The organism is Mesobacillus persicus (assembly GCF_900109925.1).
Taxonomy (GTDB): Bacteria; Bacillota; Bacilli; order Bacillales; family Cytobacillaceae; genus Mesobacillus_B; species Mesobacillus_B persicus.
Genome location: NZ_FOBW01000002.1, coordinates 467,816 through 486,597 on the forward strand (window position 1 = coordinate 467,816; position 18,782 = coordinate 486,597).

Consider the following 18,782-nt stretch of genomic DNA (forward strand, 5'->3'; position numbering starts at 1 on the left):
CCGTTATCGTGATAAACACCAATCTAAAAACTTTGCTCTTCCAAATCTGGGCACACATTTTCACCAGCATCATACGATATCGTAAAACGAAAAAGCCCAAATTTAAGAGGAGGTTATTTTAAATGAAAAAGTGGATGAAACCTGGTGTTTTACTATTTATTTCCCTGGTTCTTATTATCCCTTTAGCCGCTTGCGGTAAGGAGAAAACAGAAACGATTCGGGTAGCTGAAGTGACGCGCTCCATTTTTTATGCACCATTGTATGCAGCACTCACCGAAGGATTTTTCGAAGAGGAAGGCTTAACTATTGACCTTAAAACCGTTTGGGGTGGCGACAAGGTCATGACCTCCCTAATTTCTGACGGTGCCGACATTGGTCTTGTTGGTTCAGAAACATCCATTTACGTCTACGCTGCTGGTACTAGCGACCCCGTCATAAATTTTGGTCAGCTAACGCAAACAGATGGAACCTTTCTCGTTTCTCGAAATGAAGTTGAAGATTTCACATGGGATCATCTAAAAGGCTCTACCTTTTTAGGACAGCGTAAAGGTGGAATGCCACAAATGGTTGGCGAATTTGTTCTAAAAAAACACGGAATTGATCCACATGCTGATTTGAACTTGATCCAAAATGTTGATTTTGCCAATATCACTAGTGCTTTTGCTAGTGGAACGGGCGATTATGTTCAATTATTTGAACCTCAAGCTAGCATTTTCGAAAAAGAAGGAAGAGGACATATTGTAGCTTCTTTCGGAACAGAATCTGGCCATGTTCCATATACAACCTTTATGGCTAAACAAAGCTATATGGATGCAAATGAAGAATCAATTGAAAAGTTCACTAAAGCATTATACAAGGCCCAGCAATGGGTAGATTCAACCAACTCAAAAGAAATCGCTGAAGCCGTTCAACCATTTTTTGAGGATACAGATATTGAAATTCTCGAAATGGCTGTAGATCGATATAAAAGTCAAGGTTCCTTTGCAACCGACCCAATTCTTGACGAAGCGGAATGGAACAATCTCCAAGATATTATGGATGAAGCAGGAGAACTTCCAAAAGAAGTTCGTCATGATGAGCTAGTCAATACAAAGATTGCAGAAGAAGTAATAAAGTAAAGGAGGACGCAGCCTAATGGAATTCCTATCAATTAAAGAACTACACCATACGTATTTTACGAGGTCGTCTGCGACTACAGCTCTCAGTGATATTACCTTAGATGTCAAGGAAGGGGAGTTCATCTCCTTTCTTGGCCCTAGTGGCTGCGGTAAAACAACTCTTCTCTCAATTATAGCAGGACTAATCGAGCCAACTAGCGGGAACGTGCTCCTTGAAAACAAACCAGTAAAAACTTCTCAAAATGACATTGGATACATGCTTCAGCAGGATTATCTTTTCCCGTGGAAGACCATTGAAGAGAATATCCAACTTGGGCATAAAATTAATGGAAACCTGACAAAGGAGACCAAAAGAACGACAGTCTCCCTCCTCGAGCAGATGGGACTGAACGACGTTGAGTCATTTTACCCTAAACAATTATCCGGCGGGATGCGTCAAAGGGTTGCCCTTGTACGTACACTTGCAACCGAACCAAAACTCTTAATGCTCGATGAACCATTTTCAGCACTTGATTTTCAAACAAAGTTAAAACTAGAGGACCTCGTCTCAAATACACTTAAAAATTTTAATAAAACGGCCATCCTTGTCACCCATGATATTGGTGAAGCTATTGCAATGAGCGATCGAATCGTCCTGTTCTCTCCAAGTCCTGGTAGAGTTCATAAAACCTTTTTGGTACCTGAAGACCTAAAAGCATTACCGCCATTTAAAGCCAGAAATCACCAATCTTATACTGAACTTTTCCAGACTATATGGAAGGAGCTGGAATCACTTGACAAAGAATGAAATTAAAAGTCTTCACGAACAGTATTTGAGTGGGTTAAAACGAGAAAAAAGATTTGTCCGATTTTTTCAAGGGCTTATTTTCATCTTGTTTTTTGTGGCATGGGAATCAGCAAGTAGACTTCACTGGATTGATCCGCTAATTTTTAGCTCTCCATCAAAAGTTTGGGATCTATTTATTAAAAAGTCCCTTGATGGTTCGCTTGTCGCAAACCTTGGAATTACAGTGACCGAAACAATTCTCGGCTTTCTGGCAGGTACCCTGCTTGGAACATTACTAGCTGCTATTCTATGGTGGTCCCCAATCTTATCTAAAATACTGGACCCTTTTCTGGTCATATTAAATGCAATGCCTAAGGTCGCTTTAGGCCCCATTTTAATTGTCGCGCTTGGTGCAAATATGACATCGATTGTTGCAATGGGGACCCTTGTATCGGTTATTATCACCACGATTGTCGTTTTCACAGCATTTAAAGAGGTAGATCCAAATTATGTAAAAGTATTACAAATATTTGGTGCCACTCGGTTTCAAAGTTTTAAGGAAGCAATCTTGCCAGCGTCTTTCCCCACCATCATTTCAACCTTGAAAGTAAACGTCGGATTATCATGGGTAGGGGTTATCGTAGGTGAATTTCTAACTTCCTCGCGGGGACTTGGTTATATGATTATTTATGGTTTCCAAGTATTTGATTTCACACTTGTCTTTTTGTCACTACTAGTTATTGCTGTATTTGCCACTCTTATGTACCAACTTGTTGAGTTGCTTGAAAAGAAACTTATTAAAGATTAGGCAAAACGGCCGGCATTAGTTCCCGGCCGTTTCTATGCGCTGTAGGCTAAGCTTAACAACTTCGTCCTTCATAATAAAGCTATAGTGGGCTTCAAATCTTTCCGTCAGTAAATCACCACTCACCAAAACTGGACCGTTTGTTTCGAGGTAATCATGTTTTTCTACAAACTCGTTGATTTCTGCCAGGTAGATTCGTTTAATAAACGAAGATTGCAATCCTTTCACTTCGTATTCACCTAAGAATTGCAAGCTAGCCAGAATCCCTCCTGTTTCTTCAAAAACTTCACGGTTTGCCGCTTGCTCCAATGTCTCTCCTGCTTCCCGTTTCCCTCCAGGGAATTCCCAGCCTCTAGTTCTATGATCCGTCATTACCCAATTACCGTTATATTTGCTAATAACCAGTACATGGTCTGGTTCACGGTCAAAACCGTTTTCCTTAAACACGAATGTTACTTTTGAACCATTTGTATCACGAAAATGAATCATTTAATCCTCCATTACATGCATATTCTTCTTTGTATGATTATACAATGAATGGAGAAAGGAGGGGAAATCTGCTAAATCATTTAGGTAGGATGCCCATGCTTTCAATATGCATTTTGGTTTCATCATCACCAAGTTGGTGAATCATTTCGTAGATTCTGACTAAACTTCGGTCCTGAGTATGGTTCTGCTTGTCATTATGGTACTCAACAAAAGGGATATGAGCCCTCAAAAAATTCTCGACGCCTTCCGAATAGTTATAATCAAATTCTTCTCTTAACTGAGTGATTTCTTCATCGTTCGCTTCTATTTTAAAACTCCACGTGGAGGCAGTAGAACTTTGAGAAATTTCACCGCTTCCAATATCAATGTAATACGTTTTTTTTCTTTCCTCCATTGAAACTCACTCCTTTGCTTATGAGTTTCCCCAGCTTTATCGTTTAATAAACGAGGCTGTTTTTCGTAAAAATTATTGTTAAAATCCTAAAGCCGATTTTAACGCAAGCTAAGCTAGTTTGTGTGTTAAAGACAGTTTTCAGACTCTTTTCACAAATAACAAAAGCTATATTTGAGTGAAACAACGCGTAATTCCTCTGTATTTATTTCTAAACGTAACAAAGTTTGAGAAAAGAGCCATAAACGAAGTTAAACCTTAAGTCTGCTTCCGTTTCATGTTAAAATTAAAGTAGTGATACGATTAAGGAATAAACCAGTCTCGTGGAGGGTATCTACTAATAAATAAACACAAAGAAATGATGCGTCATGCTGAAAAAAACAAAGAAAAGGGGTGGAAAAATTGAAATTGGTCGATGAGCTATTTGAATTGTATCGAGATAAGCTAACAGGGGATGATGAGGATATTGATATGCTTGCCTTTGCTTTTCTTGAGGAAATGAACCGAGATGATTTAATCCACATCATCAAAGAGCTAGATACTCAAGAGCTATATGATCTTATCGGGCTTTACTTAATCGAGAGTTTAAAGGGGAAGTTTGCACAAGAGGAATATGGACAAAGACGAGCCCCATTATTTCAATCACGTAATATTCATTAAAACCTTCACTACATAAATAGATAAGGCTCTTTTCTTAAACATTGTTGCTCTTAAATCTAAATGGACTTTTTAGCTACAAAAACACCTATAAATAAAAAGCCTGCAGAACGATTTTGTCGTTTGCAGGCTTTTTTTATTATCCCAGATACGCTTTGAACATCCATAGATGCTTTCTTACACTTTTCTTTACACCTAAGAGCATGTCCGCGGTTCCTTCATCGTCCGCCTTCTCAGCAAGGTCAATACCGGCTTGTAGTTCATCCGCAATTTTAGATAAATCACCACTTAATGTTCTAACCATCTCTTCCTCATTTTCAGTGCCTGTTGCTTCTTCTATAAATGAAATTTCTAAGCACTCTTTTAGAGTCCCTACTGGCTTCCCTTCAAGCGCTAAAATTCTTTCTGCAAATTCGTCAATTACTACTGCTGCCTCATTATAAAGTTCCTCGAACTTTGCATGTAAAGTAAAGAAATGCGGGCCTTTTACATACCAATGATAATTATGCAACTTTGTGTACAAAACAGTCCAAGTTGCGACATGCTTGTTTACTGATTGAATAAGTTCTGTTGACATTATATATCATCCTCCTATTATTTTGTATTCCCCCATATGGACAAGCTAAACATTTTAAGCTCTTTCCTAGGTTGAATGAAAAAAAACATGCTAAAATCATTTTGAGGCAAAGGAGGGATTTTTATGCTCACCGTTCTTATTATTTCTATGATTATCATCTTTGTCGTACTTCTTCTTGCTGTTTTAACGACATCTAAAGCCTATAAATACGAGCACAAAGTAGATTCACTTGAAGACAATCCCCATCTCCAGGAAGACGAACACAACCAAAAAAAATAACGAAGCCAGTTGTACTGGCTTCGTTATTTTTTATGCAAATACCTGCTTTAGTTCTTCTTTACTCTGTGTTAGCCAGAAGTTCATTAAACGCTTTGCGCCATCAAGATCATGAAGTTTAGCTTGGCCACATTGTTTCTCATTTGCTGCAGGAATCTCTGTGATTTCAACAGCTGCTTTCATTGTATCCTCTAGTAGATCAATAACCTCTTCTAGCGATGGAGTCCCACTTACTACTAGATAATATCCGGTCTGGCACCCCATTGGCGAGATATCAATAATTTCAAAATGGCTGTGTTTTTCAGCATGTTCACGGAGGTTAAAAGCGAGCAAATGCTCCAGAGTATGTATTGTATCTGGCTTCATGGCCTGTTTATTAGGCTGGCAGAATCGAATATCATATTTATTTACTACTCCGTCGCTTCCTACCTTATGAACACCACAGTGTCTTACATAAGGGGCTTTTACGGCGTTATGATCAAGATCAAAGCTTTCAACTGAAGGCATATCTATTCACTCCTTAACATTTCTAGTTGGCTCTTTTCTAAAACATTGTTGCTTCTTAAGCTGAATATTAAAGTTCTGGGCTATCTCTATACAGAAAACAGCCTTCTTTTTTATCATACATGAAATAATATTATTCCACTAGTCTGTTTTTTTTGAATTTATTTTTATTCATAAAATTAGTTGTTGGTTTGCTATTCCAAACAACTTATGTTTAATAAAGTTTTAGAAGTAATGAAACAGCCTGTCACTACAAGGCAGCGATTTAATTTCCTAATAGATAGAATTATGATATGGTATTTACAATTAAAACAGGTTGGAGTGATAAAAGGTGTTAAAGAAACTTATGCTTGCTGTCATTCGTTTTTACCAAGTCGTTATCTCCCCAATAAAGCCACCGACTTGCCGTTTTTATCCTACCTGCTCTCATTATGGATTAGAGGCAGTGAAAAAGTTCGGCCCATTTAAGGGAGGATGGTTAACTTTAGTTAGGATAATGAAATGTCATCCTTTTAACCCAGGTGGATTTGATTATGTCCCTGATGAGTGGTCGAAACGAAAAAAGATTAAACCTCATAACCACTAGTTACTAAATCGAGTTTTCCTGTTTTGGGGTCAATAACCAATCCATGAACCGGAATATCTTTCGCCATTAATGGATGATTTCGAATAACATCTACACTGTGAGCCACGCTCTCATTTACATTTTCAAAACCATGTAACCAATCGTTTACCTTAATACCCGAGTAAGTCAGTGTTTCAAAAACCTCCTCTTGTATGCCGCGCTTTCTCATTTCCTCCATTATTCCAGCCGGCTTCATTCCACTCATACCACAATCATGGTGCCCAATGACGAGTACTTCTTTTGCCTGTAGCTGGTAAACCGCCACTAGGAGGCTTCGCATTATACTTCCAAAAGGGTGTGAAACAAGTGCTCCAGCATTTTTAACAATTTTCACATCCCCATTTTTAACATTTAAGGCATTAGGTAATAACTCTAGTAGTCTCGTATCCATACAGGTCAAAATAACCATTTTTTTAATTGGAAATTTACCTGTCTCAAACTGCTCATACTTTTTCTCAGCCACAAATGATGTATTAAAACTTAATATATCTTCAAGCAACCTCATAGTATCACCCTACCTTCATTAAACTAATCATATAAATAGAATACAGCAAATTTTACCCAATTTAAATTAATCTTGCTTTTATACTGATTTTTAGGTAAGATACATAAAGTAAATCGTAATCATTACGGATTAGAACAAACAACTATTTTATTTTCCTTATATTTTGAACTGGGGGCTTATGATGAAAAAATCTATCTTATTCGGGGGCTTTATACTAATCATTAGTATTTTTCTGTCAGGTTGTTCAGAACAACCAACTGAGACAAAGAATCCTGATTTATTAAATGTGTACACAACTGTATATCCGTTAGAGTATTTCACCGAAAGAATTGGTGGTACTTATGTCGAGGTGGAATCTATTTACCCACCTGGTGCTGATGAGCATACTTTTGAACCTTCTCAAAAGGATATGATTAAACTTGCTGAATCCGACTTGTTTATTTTTATTGGTCTTGGTCTTGAAGGCTTTGTCGAGAAAGCTAAGGGCACTTTAAAAACCGAAGATGTTACGATGCTCGCAGCCGGTGAGAGAATTCATTTCGAGGACTCTATAGATCATGAGGATGAGAACCATGGGGAATCAAGTCATGGAGACGAAAATCACGAAGCTGATGCTCATGATGACGGTAGCCACGAGGAAGCAGGGCATGAAGACCAAAATCATGGAGCTGATGCTCATGGTGACGGTAGCCATGAGGAGGCAGGACATGAAGACGAAAATCATGAAGCTGACGCTCATGGTGACGGTAGCCATGAGGAGGCAGGACATGAAGACGAAAATCATGAAGCTGACGCTCATGGTGACGGTAGCCATGAGGAGGCAGGACATGAAGACGAAAATCATGAAGCTGACGCTCATGGTGACGGTAGCCATGAGGAGGCAGGACATGAAGGCGAAAATCACGAAGCTGACGCTCATGGTGAAACGGAACATGAAGGAGAACATAACCATAACCACGGGGATATTGACCCTCATGTTTGGATTGATCCTGTATATGCCAAAGATCTAGCAGCAGCGATAAAAGATCAGCTAATTTTGGAACTACCATCTCATGAAGAAACTTTCAATGAGAATTATCAGGCTCTAATTAAAGATTTAGATAAATTAAATTCCCAATTTAACGAAATGGTCACCTCCGCTAAACACCATGAAATAATCGTCTCCCACTCAGCCTTTGGGTATTGGGAAGAGCGTTATGGGATAGAACAAATTAGTATTTCTGGAATGTCTACAACAAGTGAACCTTCCCAAAAGGAACTACAAAATCTAATTGATCATGGCAAAAAAGCAGAACTGAAATATGTACTCTTCGAACAAAATTTCCAATCAAGGCTTGGAGAAGCAGTGCAAAAGGAGCTTGGAGCAAAATCTCTTACCTTACACAATTTATCTGTATTAACGGAAGAAGATCTTAACAACGGTGAGACCTATTTTAGTTTAATGGAAAAGAATTTGGAGACGCTGAAAAAAGCATTAAATGATTAATGAAAACCACCTTTCGATAGAGAGGTGGCTTTCTGCCTAATATTGTTAAGGTTATTCTACTTCAATAAGCAGAAAATAATCTTGTATCATGCCAACCATATAAGAGGAGTGATACAAATGGCAAAAGATGTACTTTGTGAAGTGAATAACTGTCAATTCTGGGCTCAGGGAAATCTTTGTAGTGCAGACAGTATTTATGTGGTAAGCCATACAGGAGAGACTGCTGAAAATAGCAGAGGAACTGATTGTAAGACATTTGAGCCAATTGAAGAAACATTAAGCTAACTCAAGAAGTAAACAGGTGGCCCTTGGCTGCCTGTTGTTTATGATTGGCACTGTTCTTTTCTTACGAGAACAGCCTGTTTATTACTCTGCCAAGTTCCCATCGGGCCGAATAATTCAGAGTCGATCTGGATACAGAGAACGAACACAATTATCCACACCCTTAAACTTTTACCAATTCCTTAGCAATAAAAAAACAGCCCCGTCAATCAAGGACTGCTACTCAAAACAAGAAAATTTCTTCATGTATCGTAACTTTTTTCATTCTTTCTTTATTTATCTGAAAACCAATACCTGATTCCTTTGGAATACTAATATAACCGTTTTTAACTTTAACTTCCGGATCAATAATATCTTCATCCCAATATCGATTAGAACCAGAGATATCACCTGGAATTGTAAATCCCGGTAAGGACGCCAGTGCGATATTATGTGCTCTGGAAATACCGAACTCAATCATCCCACCACACCAAACAGGAATCCCTTTTTCTTTACAGAAATCATGTATTCTCTTGGCTGTTGCAAGGCCGCCAACCCTACCAATTTTTATATTTATCACCTTACAACTCCCTAGTTGTACAGCCTTTCGGGCATCATCAAAGGTAACAATACTTTCATCTAAACAAATCGGAGTGGTTAATTCCCTTTGAACAACGGAATGGTCTACGATATCGTCAAAAGCTAATGGCTGCTCAATCATTAACAGATTATATTCATCAAGTGCTTTTAATCTATCTATATCTTCCAAAGAGTAAGCTGAGTTAGCATCAGCCATTAGTACCAGAGAAGGAAACCTCTTCCGTAGTTCAGGTACATAAACAAGATCATTCTCTGGTGAAATCTTTATTTTCACCCGTGTATATCCTTCCGCTAAGTAGTTTTCTGTTTGTTTAATAGCCTCAGGCAATGAAGATGTTGCAACTACCACGCCGGCAGGTATTTCACTCGCATTACTGCCCAACAAATTCGAAAGGGTGACGTTCTGTCTCTTTGCATGTAAGTCCCATAGAGCAGTTTCTAGAGCAGCTTTCGCCATATGATTTCGACGAAAGACACTAAATCGATCTATTACTTCTAGCGGATGTTGAGCAGGAGATTGCTTTAGTAATGGGATAAGATAATCCTTCAGCATGTGATAGGAGGTATTGACCGTTTCTTCCGTATACCAAGGGGAAGAAAAAGCCACCCCTTCCCCATATCCTTGAAATCCATCTTTCCCAGTCACTTCAACTATAATCGCCTCACGTTCTGTGACCGTTTCTAGATGACTACTAAACGGGGCTTTTAGAGGCATACTTATGATTGACAACTTGATTGAATGAATATTCATTCTTAAGAATGCTCCTTTTTTACCATTTCACGGAGATTTTTCCTCAGTAACTTTTTTGAAGCGTTACGTGGCAATTCCTCCACAAATCTAAAGACCTTAGGAACTTTATACTTTGCAAGCAATTTGGTACAAAACTCGATAAGCTCTCCCTCTGATAGATTCGTGTTTCCCTTTGCTACAATGAATGCGCCTGGAACTTGACCCCATTTAGAATCTGTAAAACCGATAACTCCAGCATCCGCTATATCCGGGTGCGACATCAGCACGCCCTCTATCTCAGCTGGATATATATTTTCTCCTCCAGATATAATTAAGTCGGAGCGGCGGTCTAGTACATATAAAAACCCTTCAGCGTCTAAATAGCCGATATCCCCTGTATGAAACCAACCATTTTTAATACTTTCACTGGTTTCCAAAACACGATTTAAGTAACCAATTGTTACATTTGGCCCTTTTACCACAATTTCTCCCTCAGAATGATTGGACACTTCTTCCCCATTTTTCCCAATAATTTTTATTTGGTTTGGAAATAATGCTTTTCCAGCCGATCCAAGCTTTGAAAGACTATATTCTGGGGCCAAAGTCGCAAATTGGGAAGCTGTTTCGGTCATCCCATACGATTGGTAGACAGGTATTCCTTTTTCTTTACAATCTTCTAGCAAGGAGAGCGGAGCGGGACCACCTCCTAGTAACATGCAACGAAAGTGTCCTGGTAGTTGATTGACCTCTAGGCGCTCATTTATCCTAAGAAGCATCGTACTAACCACAGACATGGTTGTTACCCGATATTTTAAAATATCTTCAATAGCAGCTTTTTCATTAAAGGTTTGATGGAGTACAACAGTCATTCCATAGATTACACTTTTCATTAGAATTGAATAACCGCTAATATGAAAAATGGGAACCGCACAAAGCCAGCGATCCTCATCGCTTAGCCCGATATTTAGAGCAGAGGCAGTCGCACTCCACCAATGGTTTCCGAAGGTTTGCAAAACTCCTTTCGGATGACCAGTCGTCCCCGAAGTGTACATAATCGTTGTCACATCGTCTAAGTCGAATTCATTTTCAATAAAAGCTTCAGCCACTTCCAACTGAAATAGCTCTTCTTTCTCAATTACAGCACGAGGAAAAGTCTTTTTGATCTCAGTTATTTTATTCGCAAACGCATTTTCATATAAAAGCACGTCCACTTCTGAATCCTCGAGCTGCCATAGGAGTTCTTCTGAAGTCAGTCGGTTATTTAAGATGACTGCTCTAACGCCTAGCATCTGCAATGCATATAAAATCATAACTGAGTCTTTGTGGTTGGATAATAATACCCCAGCCGTGCTTTCTTTCTTTAAGCCAATTGAACAAAGTTGACCCGCTATTTCCCTGGAATATTCAAAAAGCTGTCTAAATGTATAATTCGTTTCTTCAAAAATCAATGCTACCCGATCGGGGGTTAAATCCGCACGTTTCTTGAGAAAGTTAGGGACAAGCTGTTTCATAGAATAAAAAACACTCCAATTTTAGAAAAGCACAAAAGCCTAGGTTCACAAGCCAACAGTTTTTGTGCTAAACGTTTCTTAAAATCAAACTTTTTACACTTTTATAGTAGAAAAGAGCTTGATGGAAATCCACCAAGCTGCTTTTATACGATTATTTAGCTTATTAAGGGAAACGAGGGAACTGACCAAAATCAGGTTTCCGTTTTTCCTTAAAGGCATTTCGCCCTTCTTTTGCTTCTTCCGTTGTATAGTAGAGCAAAGTAGCATCACCAGCAAATTGTTGAATACCTGCTAGTCCATCTGTATCAGCATTCATAGCAGCCTTTAAGAAACGAATTGCTGTTGGGCTTTTTTCAAGAATTTCTTCACACCACTTAATGGTTTCATCTTCAACCTGGTCAAGTGGAACAACTGTATTAACAAGACCCATATCAAGAGCTTCTTGTGCATTGTATTGACGGCATAGGTACCAGATTTCGCGAGCCTTTTTATGGCCAATAATTCTAGCTAGGTAACCTGAACCATAACCAGCATCAAAGCTACCAACCTTTGGTCCTGTTTGACCAAAAATTGCATTATCAGCTGCAATTGTTAAGTCACACACAACATGAAGAACGTGTCCGCCTCCAATTGCATAACCTCTTACCATAGCAATAACCGGCTTTGGAATAACACGGATTAAGCGCTGCAAGTCTAGGACATTAAGCCGTGGAATCTGGTCTTCACCTACATAACCACCATGTCCACGTACACTTTGGTCTCCACCTGAACAAAACGCCATGTCTCCTGCACCAGTTAAAATGATGACACCAACATTTGAATCATCACGGGCATAAGCAAATGCGTCAATCAGTTCCATTACTGTCTTTGGACGAAAGGCATTGCGTACTTCTGGACGGTTAATCGTAATTTTAGCGATACCATTATATGTTTCATATAAAATATCTTCGTAAGTACGTTCTGAAACCCACTCAACTGCCAATTCATATTCCTCCTTTTATGTAATTGAAAATGAACCTTTGTCACACATCGTATTTTTCCTTACTTCGACAAAAACTCACTTACTATTGTACCAAATTTTTCAGGTTCTTCCACATGAATCGCATGACCAGCGTTCCTAACAGACATTTTTTTTACACGAGGCAGCAAATTAGCCATCTCATCACTTATTTTGCAAAACTTCTCATCCCGTTCTCCTGCTAAAAGCAATGTATCAAACTCAAATGTAGAAAGAGAATTCCACCAAGATGGCTGTGCTCCTGTCCCCATCCCAAGTAAGCTATTAGCTAACCCTATAGGAGAATTCTGAAGGCGCTGTGTTCTTATTGCTTCCCTTGTTTCGGCGGGAAGATTCTTTTGAGTCTGAAATAAAGGAATACCCTCCCAATAATTGACAAACTCTTCTATCCCATTTGAAAGAATGATTGAAGCCAGCTTTGTGTCCTGCTTTTTGCGGGATTCTCGTTCTTCTGCTGTGCGTAGTCCTGGAGTCGTGCTTTCTAGCACTATCTTTCGAACCATTTCGGGATAGTTTGCCGCAAATGTGATCGCCAGCCTACCACCCATCGAGTAGCCTAGTAGGTCAGTCTTCTCAATCCCCAACTTATCCAACAAAAGCTTCATATCATCAGCAACCTTAAGGATATCGTACCTCTCATGATTTGGTGGTGATTGAGACCTGCCGTGCCCAATTAAGTCTACCATAATCATTCTAGACGTTAATCCTATCGAAGCAGAAAACGGTGTCCAGGTCGATGACTTTCCTGTGAATCCATGGAACATGAGGAGCGGAAATCCCGTTCCTGCTTGTTCAACATGGTAGTGAACTTCATTGAGTTTATTCTCCATAATCCGCACTCTTTATGACCTGGCTTATTTCCCGGGAAACAGATTTCCACAAATCTCGATGTTCTCTTAAATTCCTGTCCCTATCTGTCGATATTTCCAACACTTTAATCCCTTGCTGATCAATTATTTGCCGGAAAACTTCTTGGAAATGATCCCAATCCTGTACTTTCACAAAAGAACCACCAAACATGTCAACAGCATGGTGGAAATCAAGATCGAGTGGAGTACCAAACAGCTTTTCAAAATGCTTTGGATGGTCCGCTTGTGGTAAAAAGGAGAATATTCCGCCCCCATTGTTATTGATAACAATAATCGTAACATCTAGCTTAAAAAGCTTTGCTGCAAGTAATCCATTTAAGTCATGAAAAAATGTCAGATCTCCTAGAACTAAGTAAAGCGGTTGTGAAACCGTCGCAGCACCCAATGCTGTCGAGACAATTCCATCTATACCATTTGCCCCGCGGTTCCCCATAATCCTAATTTCCTTTTCATTCATAAAAAAGAAGCTGTCTAGATCACGTATTGGCATGCTATTGCCAACAAACAAGGTGGATCCTTTAGGCAAAAGGTCTGCAAGCATATGGAAAAGCTTCCCCTCACTAAGTTCTTGGTTATCTCGAATAGCTGAGAGTGTCCCTTTTGTATGATGGTTTATAGTTTGCCATTTGTCTAAATATGCTGAGTCATTACTCGGTTCGACGAGCTGTGTTACCGTCTTACTAAACAAACTTTCATCACAATAAATCATCTCGGTCGCAGACGTCAGTGGGTCCCGCCATCCACTACCTCCATCGACTACAATTTGTCTCACCATACGATTTTCTTTCATAAAAATCGATAGAGCCTTTGAAACCGGCATCGCACCAAATCTGATAATCACATCCGGTGTTAAAGTCTTTTTCACATCTTCATAACGCAAAAATGTATCATAAGCATCAATGATAAGCTCTCCAGAATGCTTCCCACTACGCAATTGGGACAGTGGATCCGCCAATACCGGAAACTGAAGTCTTTTGGCTAATTCAATAACAGCTTCTGCAAAGTTCTCGTCCTCAATCGGTCCACATACAATCATCCCTCTTCGCTTAGCGGAGAGACTATTCACAATTGCACGTGTGGTTCCCTCTGATAGAGAAAGCTTACCTTCATGAATCTCCACATAGCCTTCGCTTCGTTCTGGAAGTTCAAATAACTTCTCGTGGAGATTTGGAATCAAAGGTTCCCTTAAAGGGAAGTTCAAATGAACAGGTCCTGCAGGATAACGAATGGCTGTAGCTGCCGCTCGAGCACAAACCATACGTGAGTAGCGGATCATGTCCTCACGATGATCTGGAGGGGACATTTCTACAAACCATTTAACATTTTGTCCATAGAGGTGAATTTGGTCGATTGCTTGCGGTGCCCCCACATCTCGTAATTCATGAGGACGATCAGCCGTAAGAACCATTAATGGCACTCTTGATATTTTCGCTTCAATAATAGCAGGGTAATAATTAGCCGCTGCCGTTCCTGATGTACATAAAATAGCTACAGGTTTCTTTGATGCTTTTGCAATACCCAGAGCAAAATACGCTGCAGAACGCTCATCAACATGTATATGAAGATTCAAATCAGGATGCTCTGCCATTACTAGGGCAATAGGTGTTGACCGTGATCCAGGACTAATAACGATATCCTTTACTCCAGAATGGGCTAGCTCTGCGACAAATGCTGCTAAATAGGCTGTCAAACCTTCTTGATGACTCATCTTTTATTTCCTCCAAGCGCAGTCAGCATCGGCCGAAACTTGATACTGGTTTCAATATATTCGCTTTCCGCATCAGAATCAGCGACTACCCCACAACCAGCAAAAAGGGAAGCTTCCATTCCTTGAATTAAGGCTGAACGGATAGCAACAGCAAATTCACCATTCCCATGGTAATCAAGCCAACCTATCGGTGCAGCATAGAACCCTCGATCTAGTTCTTCGACCTCTCTAATTCTCTGTACAGCTGCTTCTTGAGGAAGCCCTCCTAGTGCCGGTGTAGGATGGAGTCTGTCCACGATATCTAGTAAAGATGTCGTTTGCTTACATTTCCCGATGACTGGAGTATATAAATGCTGGATATATTTTGTCTTCATCAATTCCGGCCGATTAGGGATTGTGATGTATTCACAAGTTTCATTCATTGCCTCTTTAATCATTTCAACTACATACTCGTGCTCCACTAGATTCTTTTGATCTTTTAGAAGGCTTTCTCCAAGTAAACGGTCCTCAGTAGGGGTACTTCCTCTTGCGATAGAACCAGCAAGACAAGTCGAAAAGACCTTTTCCCCCTCTCTTTTAACAAGTCGTTCAGGAGAGGCCCCCAAAAAGCAATCCCCGTTTACTTCAAATGCAAATACATAGCTCTCTGGTTGTTCAGCCAACAAATGTTTCAAAGCTCGTTCAACCTTAACATGATCATTAAAACGTAATCTTAATTCCCTCGCCAAGACCACCTTTTTCAAGTCACTACCCTCAAAGGAATCCACAAGCTCGGTGACGGACTTTTTCCATTCATCTGGTCTAATTTCATCAATGTGCTCGATGGACGCAATAGAAAACTCTAGTTTACGAGCAGCGGCCCCTAAAACAGCTTGCCGTTCTGCGTTGACTTTCTCAACTAGACGATGGTCATCGTGCTGTGTACAGACGACATTTGTTGTAAGATACGCCTGTTCATTTACGATTGAAAGCATATAGCTTGGAATATGAAATAAGGAGTCGGAAAACTTCGACCACAATTTTGTCTTTTTCTTCACTGGATCAAAAGTGAACCCTCCGAATAGACTGGGACCAGTTCCAGACTCTTTTTGTTCACCAATAATAATAGCTGATTCAATAATATTGCTCCACTTGCTTTCAACATCCATAAATCGGTTTACTACTTGATTTGACTGAATCTGCTTAGCAATTCCCATTCCAACCAGAGTATGAGTTCCATTCGGGTCCTTCCAAAAAAACCTTTCGCCTAAAAAGCGGTTGCGACCAGCCGCAAAAAAATTGGAAGGGTTAATCCCTTCAACTTTTTGGACCTCGCTTACCAATATAGGTTGAGTTAATTGTTTTGCCCTATCGATTGCAAGAAGTATTCCCTGACTCAATTCAGTATCTTGGATGGTAACCAAAATTAATCCCCCCAATAACAGCCTCTCTTCTGTTATTACACGTTTTCAAACTTATTTTAAGATACACTTCCTATATGACAATGTCAATCATTCCAGTACGAGTTAGACTAGTTTATTCCTTATTATATGATACTCTATCACAGCGATTATTAAGCGTTTTCTAATTAGGGAAAAGCATCCAATCTACCTTTAAATGGTATTTGACAGCATCACTGCTTGAACTTACACTTTATATTGTAGAGAAGATTTAACTAAGTATTGGGTGATTTTTTGACAGAATTAAGACTTTTTGATACTATAATATAGTTTGGCATATATATTACTTTTAAGGGAGAGGATTGGTACCTATGCAAACACCACTTCAGCCTAGTCCTTCCCCAATAGCAAAAGATCATGGTTTTCAGAAATGGTGGCAGCTTGCCCGCCCTCATACTTTGACTGCCGCTTTTGCACCGGTCCTACTCGGAACGGCGCTTGCTATTGAGGTGACAAAAATTGATCTGTTGCTTTTTTTAGCGACGCTAATTGCATGCCTATTAATTCAGGCAGCAACCAATATGTTTAACGAGTACTATGATTTCAAGCGAGGTCTCGACACTGAAGAATCCATAGGAATCGGTGGTGCGATTGTCAGGAATGGAATCAAACCTGCTACTGTACTGGGTTTAGCTCTTGGATTATACGGAATCTCCATTTTAATTGGTATATATATTTGTATGAACACTAGCTGGTGGCTAGCAGCCGTTGGCCTTGTTGGAATGCTTATTGGTTATCTTTATACTGGAGGCCCACTACCTATTGCATACACTCCATTCGGTGAAGTGTTCGCAGGATTTTTCATGGGAATTCTTATTATCCTAATTGCCTTCTTTATTCAAACAGGCACAGTTACAACAACTAGTATCCTTGTTTCAATCCCTAGTTTTATTCTTGTAGGTGCCATTCTTTTGTCAAATAATATTCGTGATTTTGACGGCGATAAAGATTTTGGACGGAAGACTCTAGCGATATTGATTGGGAAAAAAGGAGCAGTTACCCTTCTGGCAGGAATGTTTATTGTTTCATACCTCTGGATTTTGGGATTAATTTTAACAGGAGCCATGACTCCTTGGCTTGCTGTTGTACTATTAAGCCTACCGAAAGCCATAAAATCTGTAAAAGGTTTTAAAACTGGAACGAATCCTCTTGAAATGGCACCAGCAATGGTGGCAACGGCTCAAACAAATACAATCTTTGCACTGTTATTATCCGTTGGCCTTTTCATCAGTTATATTTAAATTTTCACATCTAGCCACTGCTTAGCAGTGGCTTTTTTGTTTGGGTGGATTTTTTTAGGTTTTAAAATTTGATCATTGTAATTAGCTTGAAGTTTTCATTAAATGAAATGATCTCAAAAAAGTCCTTTGTAACAATTTAGACACCATTTTTTCAATAACTTTCGATAATCAATCCATAACTTCTAATAATCGATGCATAACCTCCAATAATCAATCGATATCTCGCAGGAATGGATGCATAACTCCCCAACCGGCAACAATTTTATGTATAAAACTCACCAAGCCCCAGGTTTTTCGCTATTCTAGGTCATTTTTTTGATGCTAAAAAGGGCCTGGAACACATTGTTCCAAGCCTAAAAAAATCAATTCAGTATATTTTTCCCATAAAAAATTTCATCCATCTCAAGTGTAAGGCTTTCCGTTATGTCGTCTCTTTCCTGTTCACTTAGTTTATCCTTCGTATATCCGAAGAGATAATTATTCAAATCAAATTCTTTTAGTTTACATTTCGTGTGAAAGATATTCTCTTGGTATACATTGACATCAAACATATGAAATTGATCCTTAATATCATCTGGTATATAGTTTTGAATCGAACTAATATCATGATCAATGAATAGTTTATGCCCATTTTTATCGCGCGTAAATCCACGGACACGGAAATCAATCGTCATTATATCGGTATCAAAAGAACGAATTAAATAGTTTAGTGCTTTTAATGGAGAAATTTCCCCGCATGTTGAAACATCGATATCGGCTCGGAAAGTACTGATTCCTTCATTTGGGTGGTACTCTGGGTATGTATGAACAGTGATATGACTTTTGTCTAGTTGGAGAACCACATTATCAGGTAGTGGACCTGGAGATTCTGCGAAAGATTCTTTTGGAACTTCAACAACAGGTCCTTCTGATACTAGTACTGTCACACTTGCCCCTTGTGGTTCGTAATCCTGTTTCGCAACATTTAGTACGTGAGCACCGATGATGTCTGATACATTGGTGAGAATATGGGTTAGCCTGTCTGCATTGTACTGTTCGTCAATATACTCAATATAAGCTTCCCGCTCTTCCTTCGTCTTTGTATAACATATATCATACATATTGAAACTTAGTGATTTGGTTAGATTGTTAAACCCATGCAATTCAATTCTTTGCTGGTCCGTCAATTTCATCTTTTGTTTCCCCCTTTTCCAATTTTGCAAATCC

21 protein-coding genes are annotated in these 18,782 nt (G+C 39.3%); 9 read left to right on the plus strand and 12 right to left on the minus strand.

The features are described from left to right. Window positions 1–122 precede the first annotated feature (122 nt). From BMX30_RS04945 to BMX30_RS04955, 3 genes are read left to right on the plus strand one after another with little or no spacing between them, the layout of a single operon-like run. On the plus strand, window positions 123–1,118 hold the full coding sequence (locus tag BMX30_RS04945; RefSeq protein WP_090741767.1) for an ABC transporter substrate-binding protein: 996 nt from the start codon (window positions 123–125) through the stop codon (window positions 1,116–1,118). Window positions 1,119–1,134: 16 nt separating this feature from the next. After that, window positions 1,135–1,905 carry an ABC transporter ATP-binding protein gene (locus BMX30_RS04950; protein ID WP_090741769.1) on the plus strand — a complete coding sequence of 257 codons (771 nt, stop codon included), beginning with the start codon at window positions 1,135–1,137 and terminating at the stop codon, window positions 1,903–1,905. Next, window positions 1,892–2,692 (plus strand): ABC transporter permease, encoded by an 801-nt coding sequence (locus tag BMX30_RS04955; RefSeq protein ID WP_090741771.1) that lies wholly within the window; start codon window positions 1,892–1,894, stop codon window positions 2,690–2,692. The genes BMX30_RS04950 and BMX30_RS04955 overlap by 14 nt, the downstream gene beginning before the upstream one ends. Window positions 2,693–2,707: 15 nt before the next feature. Here the strand turns inward: BMX30_RS04955 and ytkD are convergent, their stop codons facing one another. Both ytkD and BMX30_RS04965 read right to left on the minus strand, forming a co-directional pair. After that, complete coding sequence (ytkD, locus tag BMX30_RS04960; protein WP_090741773.1) at window positions 2,708–3,178, minus strand: RNA deprotection pyrophosphohydrolase; 471 nt, start codon at window positions 3,176–3,178, stop codon at window positions 2,708–2,710. A 76-nt stretch (window positions 3,179–3,254) separates the two neighbouring features. Further along, entirely contained in the window at window positions 3,255–3,572 is a 318-nt protein-coding gene (locus tag BMX30_RS04965; RefSeq protein WP_090741775.1) for a hydrolase, read from the minus strand. 399 nt (window positions 3,573–3,971) lie between these two features. Here BMX30_RS04965 and BMX30_RS04970 point away from each other — a divergent pair, with 399 nt between their 5' ends. Beyond that, entirely contained in the window at window positions 3,972–4,229 is a 258-nt protein-coding gene (locus BMX30_RS04970) for a DUF6154 family protein (protein WP_090741776.1), read from the plus strand. Between the two features lie 136 nt (window positions 4,230–4,365). On the opposite strand, the gene BMX30_RS04975 is transcribed toward BMX30_RS04970, so the two are convergent. Continuing rightward, complete coding sequence (locus tag BMX30_RS04975) at window positions 4,366–4,803, minus strand: Dps family protein (RefSeq protein WP_090741778.1); 438 nt, start codon at window positions 4,801–4,803, stop codon at window positions 4,366–4,368. Window positions 4,804–4,926: 123 nt separating this feature from the next. On the opposite strand from BMX30_RS04975, the gene ytzI reads away from it, so the two are divergent. Next, window positions 4,927–5,082, plus strand: a complete 156-nt coding sequence (ytzI, locus tag BMX30_RS04980) for a YtzI protein (protein WP_090741780.1) — start codon at window positions 4,927–4,929, stop codon at window positions 5,080–5,082. 30 nt (window positions 5,083–5,112) lie between these two features. Here the strand turns inward: ytzI and BMX30_RS04985 are convergent, their stop codons facing one another. Next, window positions 5,113–5,586 carry an S-ribosylhomocysteine lyase gene (locus BMX30_RS04985; protein WP_090741782.1) on the minus strand — a complete coding sequence of 158 codons (474 nt, stop codon included), beginning with the start codon at window positions 5,584–5,586 and terminating at the stop codon, window positions 5,113–5,115. Between the two features lie 328 nt (window positions 5,587–5,914). Here BMX30_RS04985 and yidD point away from each other — a divergent pair, with 328 nt between their 5' ends. Then, window positions 5,915–6,169 (plus strand): membrane protein insertion efficiency factor YidD, encoded by a 255-nt coding sequence (yidD, locus tag BMX30_RS04990; RefSeq protein ID WP_090741783.1) that lies wholly within the window; start codon window positions 5,915–5,917, stop codon window positions 6,167–6,169. Here the strand turns inward: yidD and BMX30_RS04995 are convergent. Then, window positions 6,150–6,713 (minus strand): beta-class carbonic anhydrase, encoded by a 564-nt coding sequence (locus tag BMX30_RS04995; protein WP_090741785.1) that lies wholly within the window; start codon window positions 6,711–6,713, stop codon window positions 6,150–6,152. The two genes, yidD and BMX30_RS04995, sit on opposite strands and share 20 nt — an antisense overlap. A 181-nt stretch (window positions 6,714–6,894) precedes the next feature. On the opposite strand from BMX30_RS04995, the gene BMX30_RS05000 reads away from it, so the two are divergent. Beyond that, a complete protein-coding gene (locus BMX30_RS05000) occupies window positions 6,895–8,199 on the plus strand; it encodes a metal ABC transporter solute-binding protein, Zn/Mn family (protein WP_090741786.1) in 1,305 nt (434 codons plus the stop codon). A 117-nt stretch (window positions 8,200–8,316) separates the two neighbouring features. Further along, window positions 8,317–8,484, plus strand: coding sequence for a DUF1540 domain-containing protein (locus tag BMX30_RS05005; RefSeq protein ID WP_090741788.1), 168 nt, complete (start codon window positions 8,317–8,319; stop codon window positions 8,482–8,484). Window positions 8,485–8,704: 220 nt separating this feature from the next. On the opposite strand, the gene menC is transcribed toward BMX30_RS05005, so the two are convergent. The 6 genes from menC to BMX30_RS05035 form a co-directional block, all read right to left on the minus strand. After that, on the minus strand, window positions 8,705–9,811 hold the full coding sequence (gene menC / locus BMX30_RS05010) for an o-succinylbenzoate synthase (RefSeq protein WP_090741790.1): 1,107 nt from the start codon (window positions 9,809–9,811) through the stop codon (window positions 8,705–8,707). A gap of 2 nt (window positions 9,812–9,813) precedes the next feature. Beyond that, entirely contained in the window at window positions 9,814–11,301 is a 1,488-nt protein-coding gene (locus BMX30_RS05015) for an o-succinylbenzoate--CoA ligase (protein WP_090741794.1), read from the minus strand. A gap of 163 nt (window positions 11,302–11,464) precedes the next feature. Beyond that, entirely contained in the window at window positions 11,465–12,283 is an 819-nt protein-coding gene (gene menB, locus BMX30_RS05020) for a 1,4-dihydroxy-2-naphthoyl-CoA synthase (protein WP_090741797.1), read from the minus strand. Between the two features lie 59 nt (window positions 12,284–12,342). Continuing rightward, a complete protein-coding gene (gene menH / locus BMX30_RS05025; RefSeq protein WP_090741799.1) occupies window positions 12,343–13,149 on the minus strand; it encodes a 2-succinyl-6-hydroxy-2,4-cyclohexadiene-1-carboxylate synthase in 807 nt (268 codons plus the stop codon). Then, window positions 13,139–14,896: a 2-succinyl-5-enolpyruvyl-6-hydroxy-3-cyclohexene-1-carboxylic-acid synthase gene (gene menD / locus BMX30_RS05030; protein ID WP_090741801.1), complete on the minus strand. Its 1,758-nt coding sequence runs from the start codon at window positions 14,894–14,896 to the stop codon at window positions 13,139–13,141. The genes menH and menD overlap by 11 nt, the downstream gene beginning before the upstream one ends. Further along, window positions 14,893–16,299: an isochorismate synthase gene (locus BMX30_RS05035; protein ID WP_090741802.1), complete on the minus strand. Its 1,407-nt coding sequence runs from the start codon at window positions 16,297–16,299 to the stop codon at window positions 14,893–14,895. Before BMX30_RS05035 ends, menD begins: the two co-directional genes overlap by 4 nt. A 347-nt stretch (window positions 16,300–16,646) precedes the next feature. Here BMX30_RS05035 and BMX30_RS05040 point away from each other — a divergent pair, with 347 nt between their 5' ends. Beyond that, the gene (locus BMX30_RS05040) at window positions 16,647–17,576 is read left to right on the plus strand and encodes a 1,4-dihydroxy-2-naphthoate polyprenyltransferase (RefSeq protein ID WP_090741804.1); all 930 of its coding nucleotides are present in this window, start codon (window positions 16,647–16,649) and stop codon (window positions 17,574–17,576) included. 362 nt (window positions 17,577–17,938) lie between these two features. Here BMX30_RS05040 and speD read toward each other — a convergent pair whose 3' ends face one another. Further along, window positions 17,939–18,748: an adenosylmethionine decarboxylase gene (gene speD, locus BMX30_RS05045; RefSeq protein ID WP_090741806.1), complete on the minus strand. Its 810-nt coding sequence runs from the start codon at window positions 18,746–18,748 to the stop codon at window positions 17,939–17,941. Window positions 18,749–18,782: the final 34 nt, after the last annotated feature.

Excerpts from the sequence above, each read along its gene's own strand:
- BMX30_RS04950 (WP_090741769.1), top strand. The coding sequence starts at position 1,135 with ATGGAATTCCTATCAATTAAAGAACTACACCATACGTATTTTACGAGG.
- BMX30_RS05040 (WP_090741804.1), top strand. The coding sequence starts at position 16,647 with ATGCAAACACCACTTCAGCCTAGTCCTTCCCCAATAGCAAAAGATCAT.
- BMX30_RS05005 (WP_090741788.1), top strand. The coding sequence starts at position 8,317 with ATGGCAAAAGATGTACTTTGTGAAGTGAATAACTGTCAATTCTGGGCT.
- BMX30_RS04945 (WP_090741767.1), top strand. The coding sequence starts at position 123 with ATGAAAAAGTGGATGAAACCTGGTGTTTTACTATTTATTTCCCTGGTT.
- menC (WP_090741790.1), bottom strand. The coding sequence starts at position 9,811 with ATGAATATTCATTCAATCAAGTTGTCAATCATAAGTATGCCTCTAAAA.
- speD (WP_090741806.1), bottom strand. The coding sequence starts at position 18,748 with ATGAAATTGACGGACCAGCAAAGAATTGAATTGCATGGGTTTAACAAT.
- BMX30_RS05015 (WP_090741794.1), bottom strand. The coding sequence starts at position 11,301 with ATGAAACAGCTTGTCCCTAACTTTCTCAAGAAACGTGCGGATTTAACC.
- ytkD (WP_090741773.1), bottom strand. The coding sequence starts at position 3,178 with ATGATTCATTTTCGTGATACAAATGGTTCAAAAGTAACATTCGTGTTT.
- BMX30_RS04975 (WP_090741778.1), bottom strand. The coding sequence starts at position 4,803 with ATGTCAACAGAACTTATTCAATCAGTAAACAAGCATGTCGCAACTTGG.
- BMX30_RS04965 (WP_090741775.1), bottom strand. The coding sequence starts at position 3,572 with ATGGAGGAAAGAAAAAAAACGTATTACATTGATATTGGAAGCGGTGAA.
- menD (WP_090741801.1), bottom strand. The coding sequence starts at position 14,896 with ATGAGTCATCAAGAAGGTTTGACAGCCTATTTAGCAGCATTTGTCGCA.
- ytzI (WP_090741780.1), top strand. The coding sequence starts at position 4,927 with ATGCTCACCGTTCTTATTATTTCTATGATTATCATCTTTGTCGTACTT.
- BMX30_RS04985 (WP_090741782.1), bottom strand. The coding sequence starts at position 5,586 with ATGCCTTCAGTTGAAAGCTTTGATCTTGATCATAACGCCGTAAAAGCC.
- BMX30_RS05000 (WP_090741786.1), top strand. The coding sequence starts at position 6,895 with ATGAAAAAATCTATCTTATTCGGGGGCTTTATACTAATCATTAGTATT.
- BMX30_RS04995 (WP_090741785.1), bottom strand. The coding sequence starts at position 6,713 with ATGAGGTTGCTTGAAGATATATTAAGTTTTAATACATCATTTGTGGCT.
- menH (WP_090741799.1), bottom strand. The coding sequence starts at position 13,149 with ATGGAGAATAAACTCAATGAAGTTCACTACCATGTTGAACAAGCAGGA.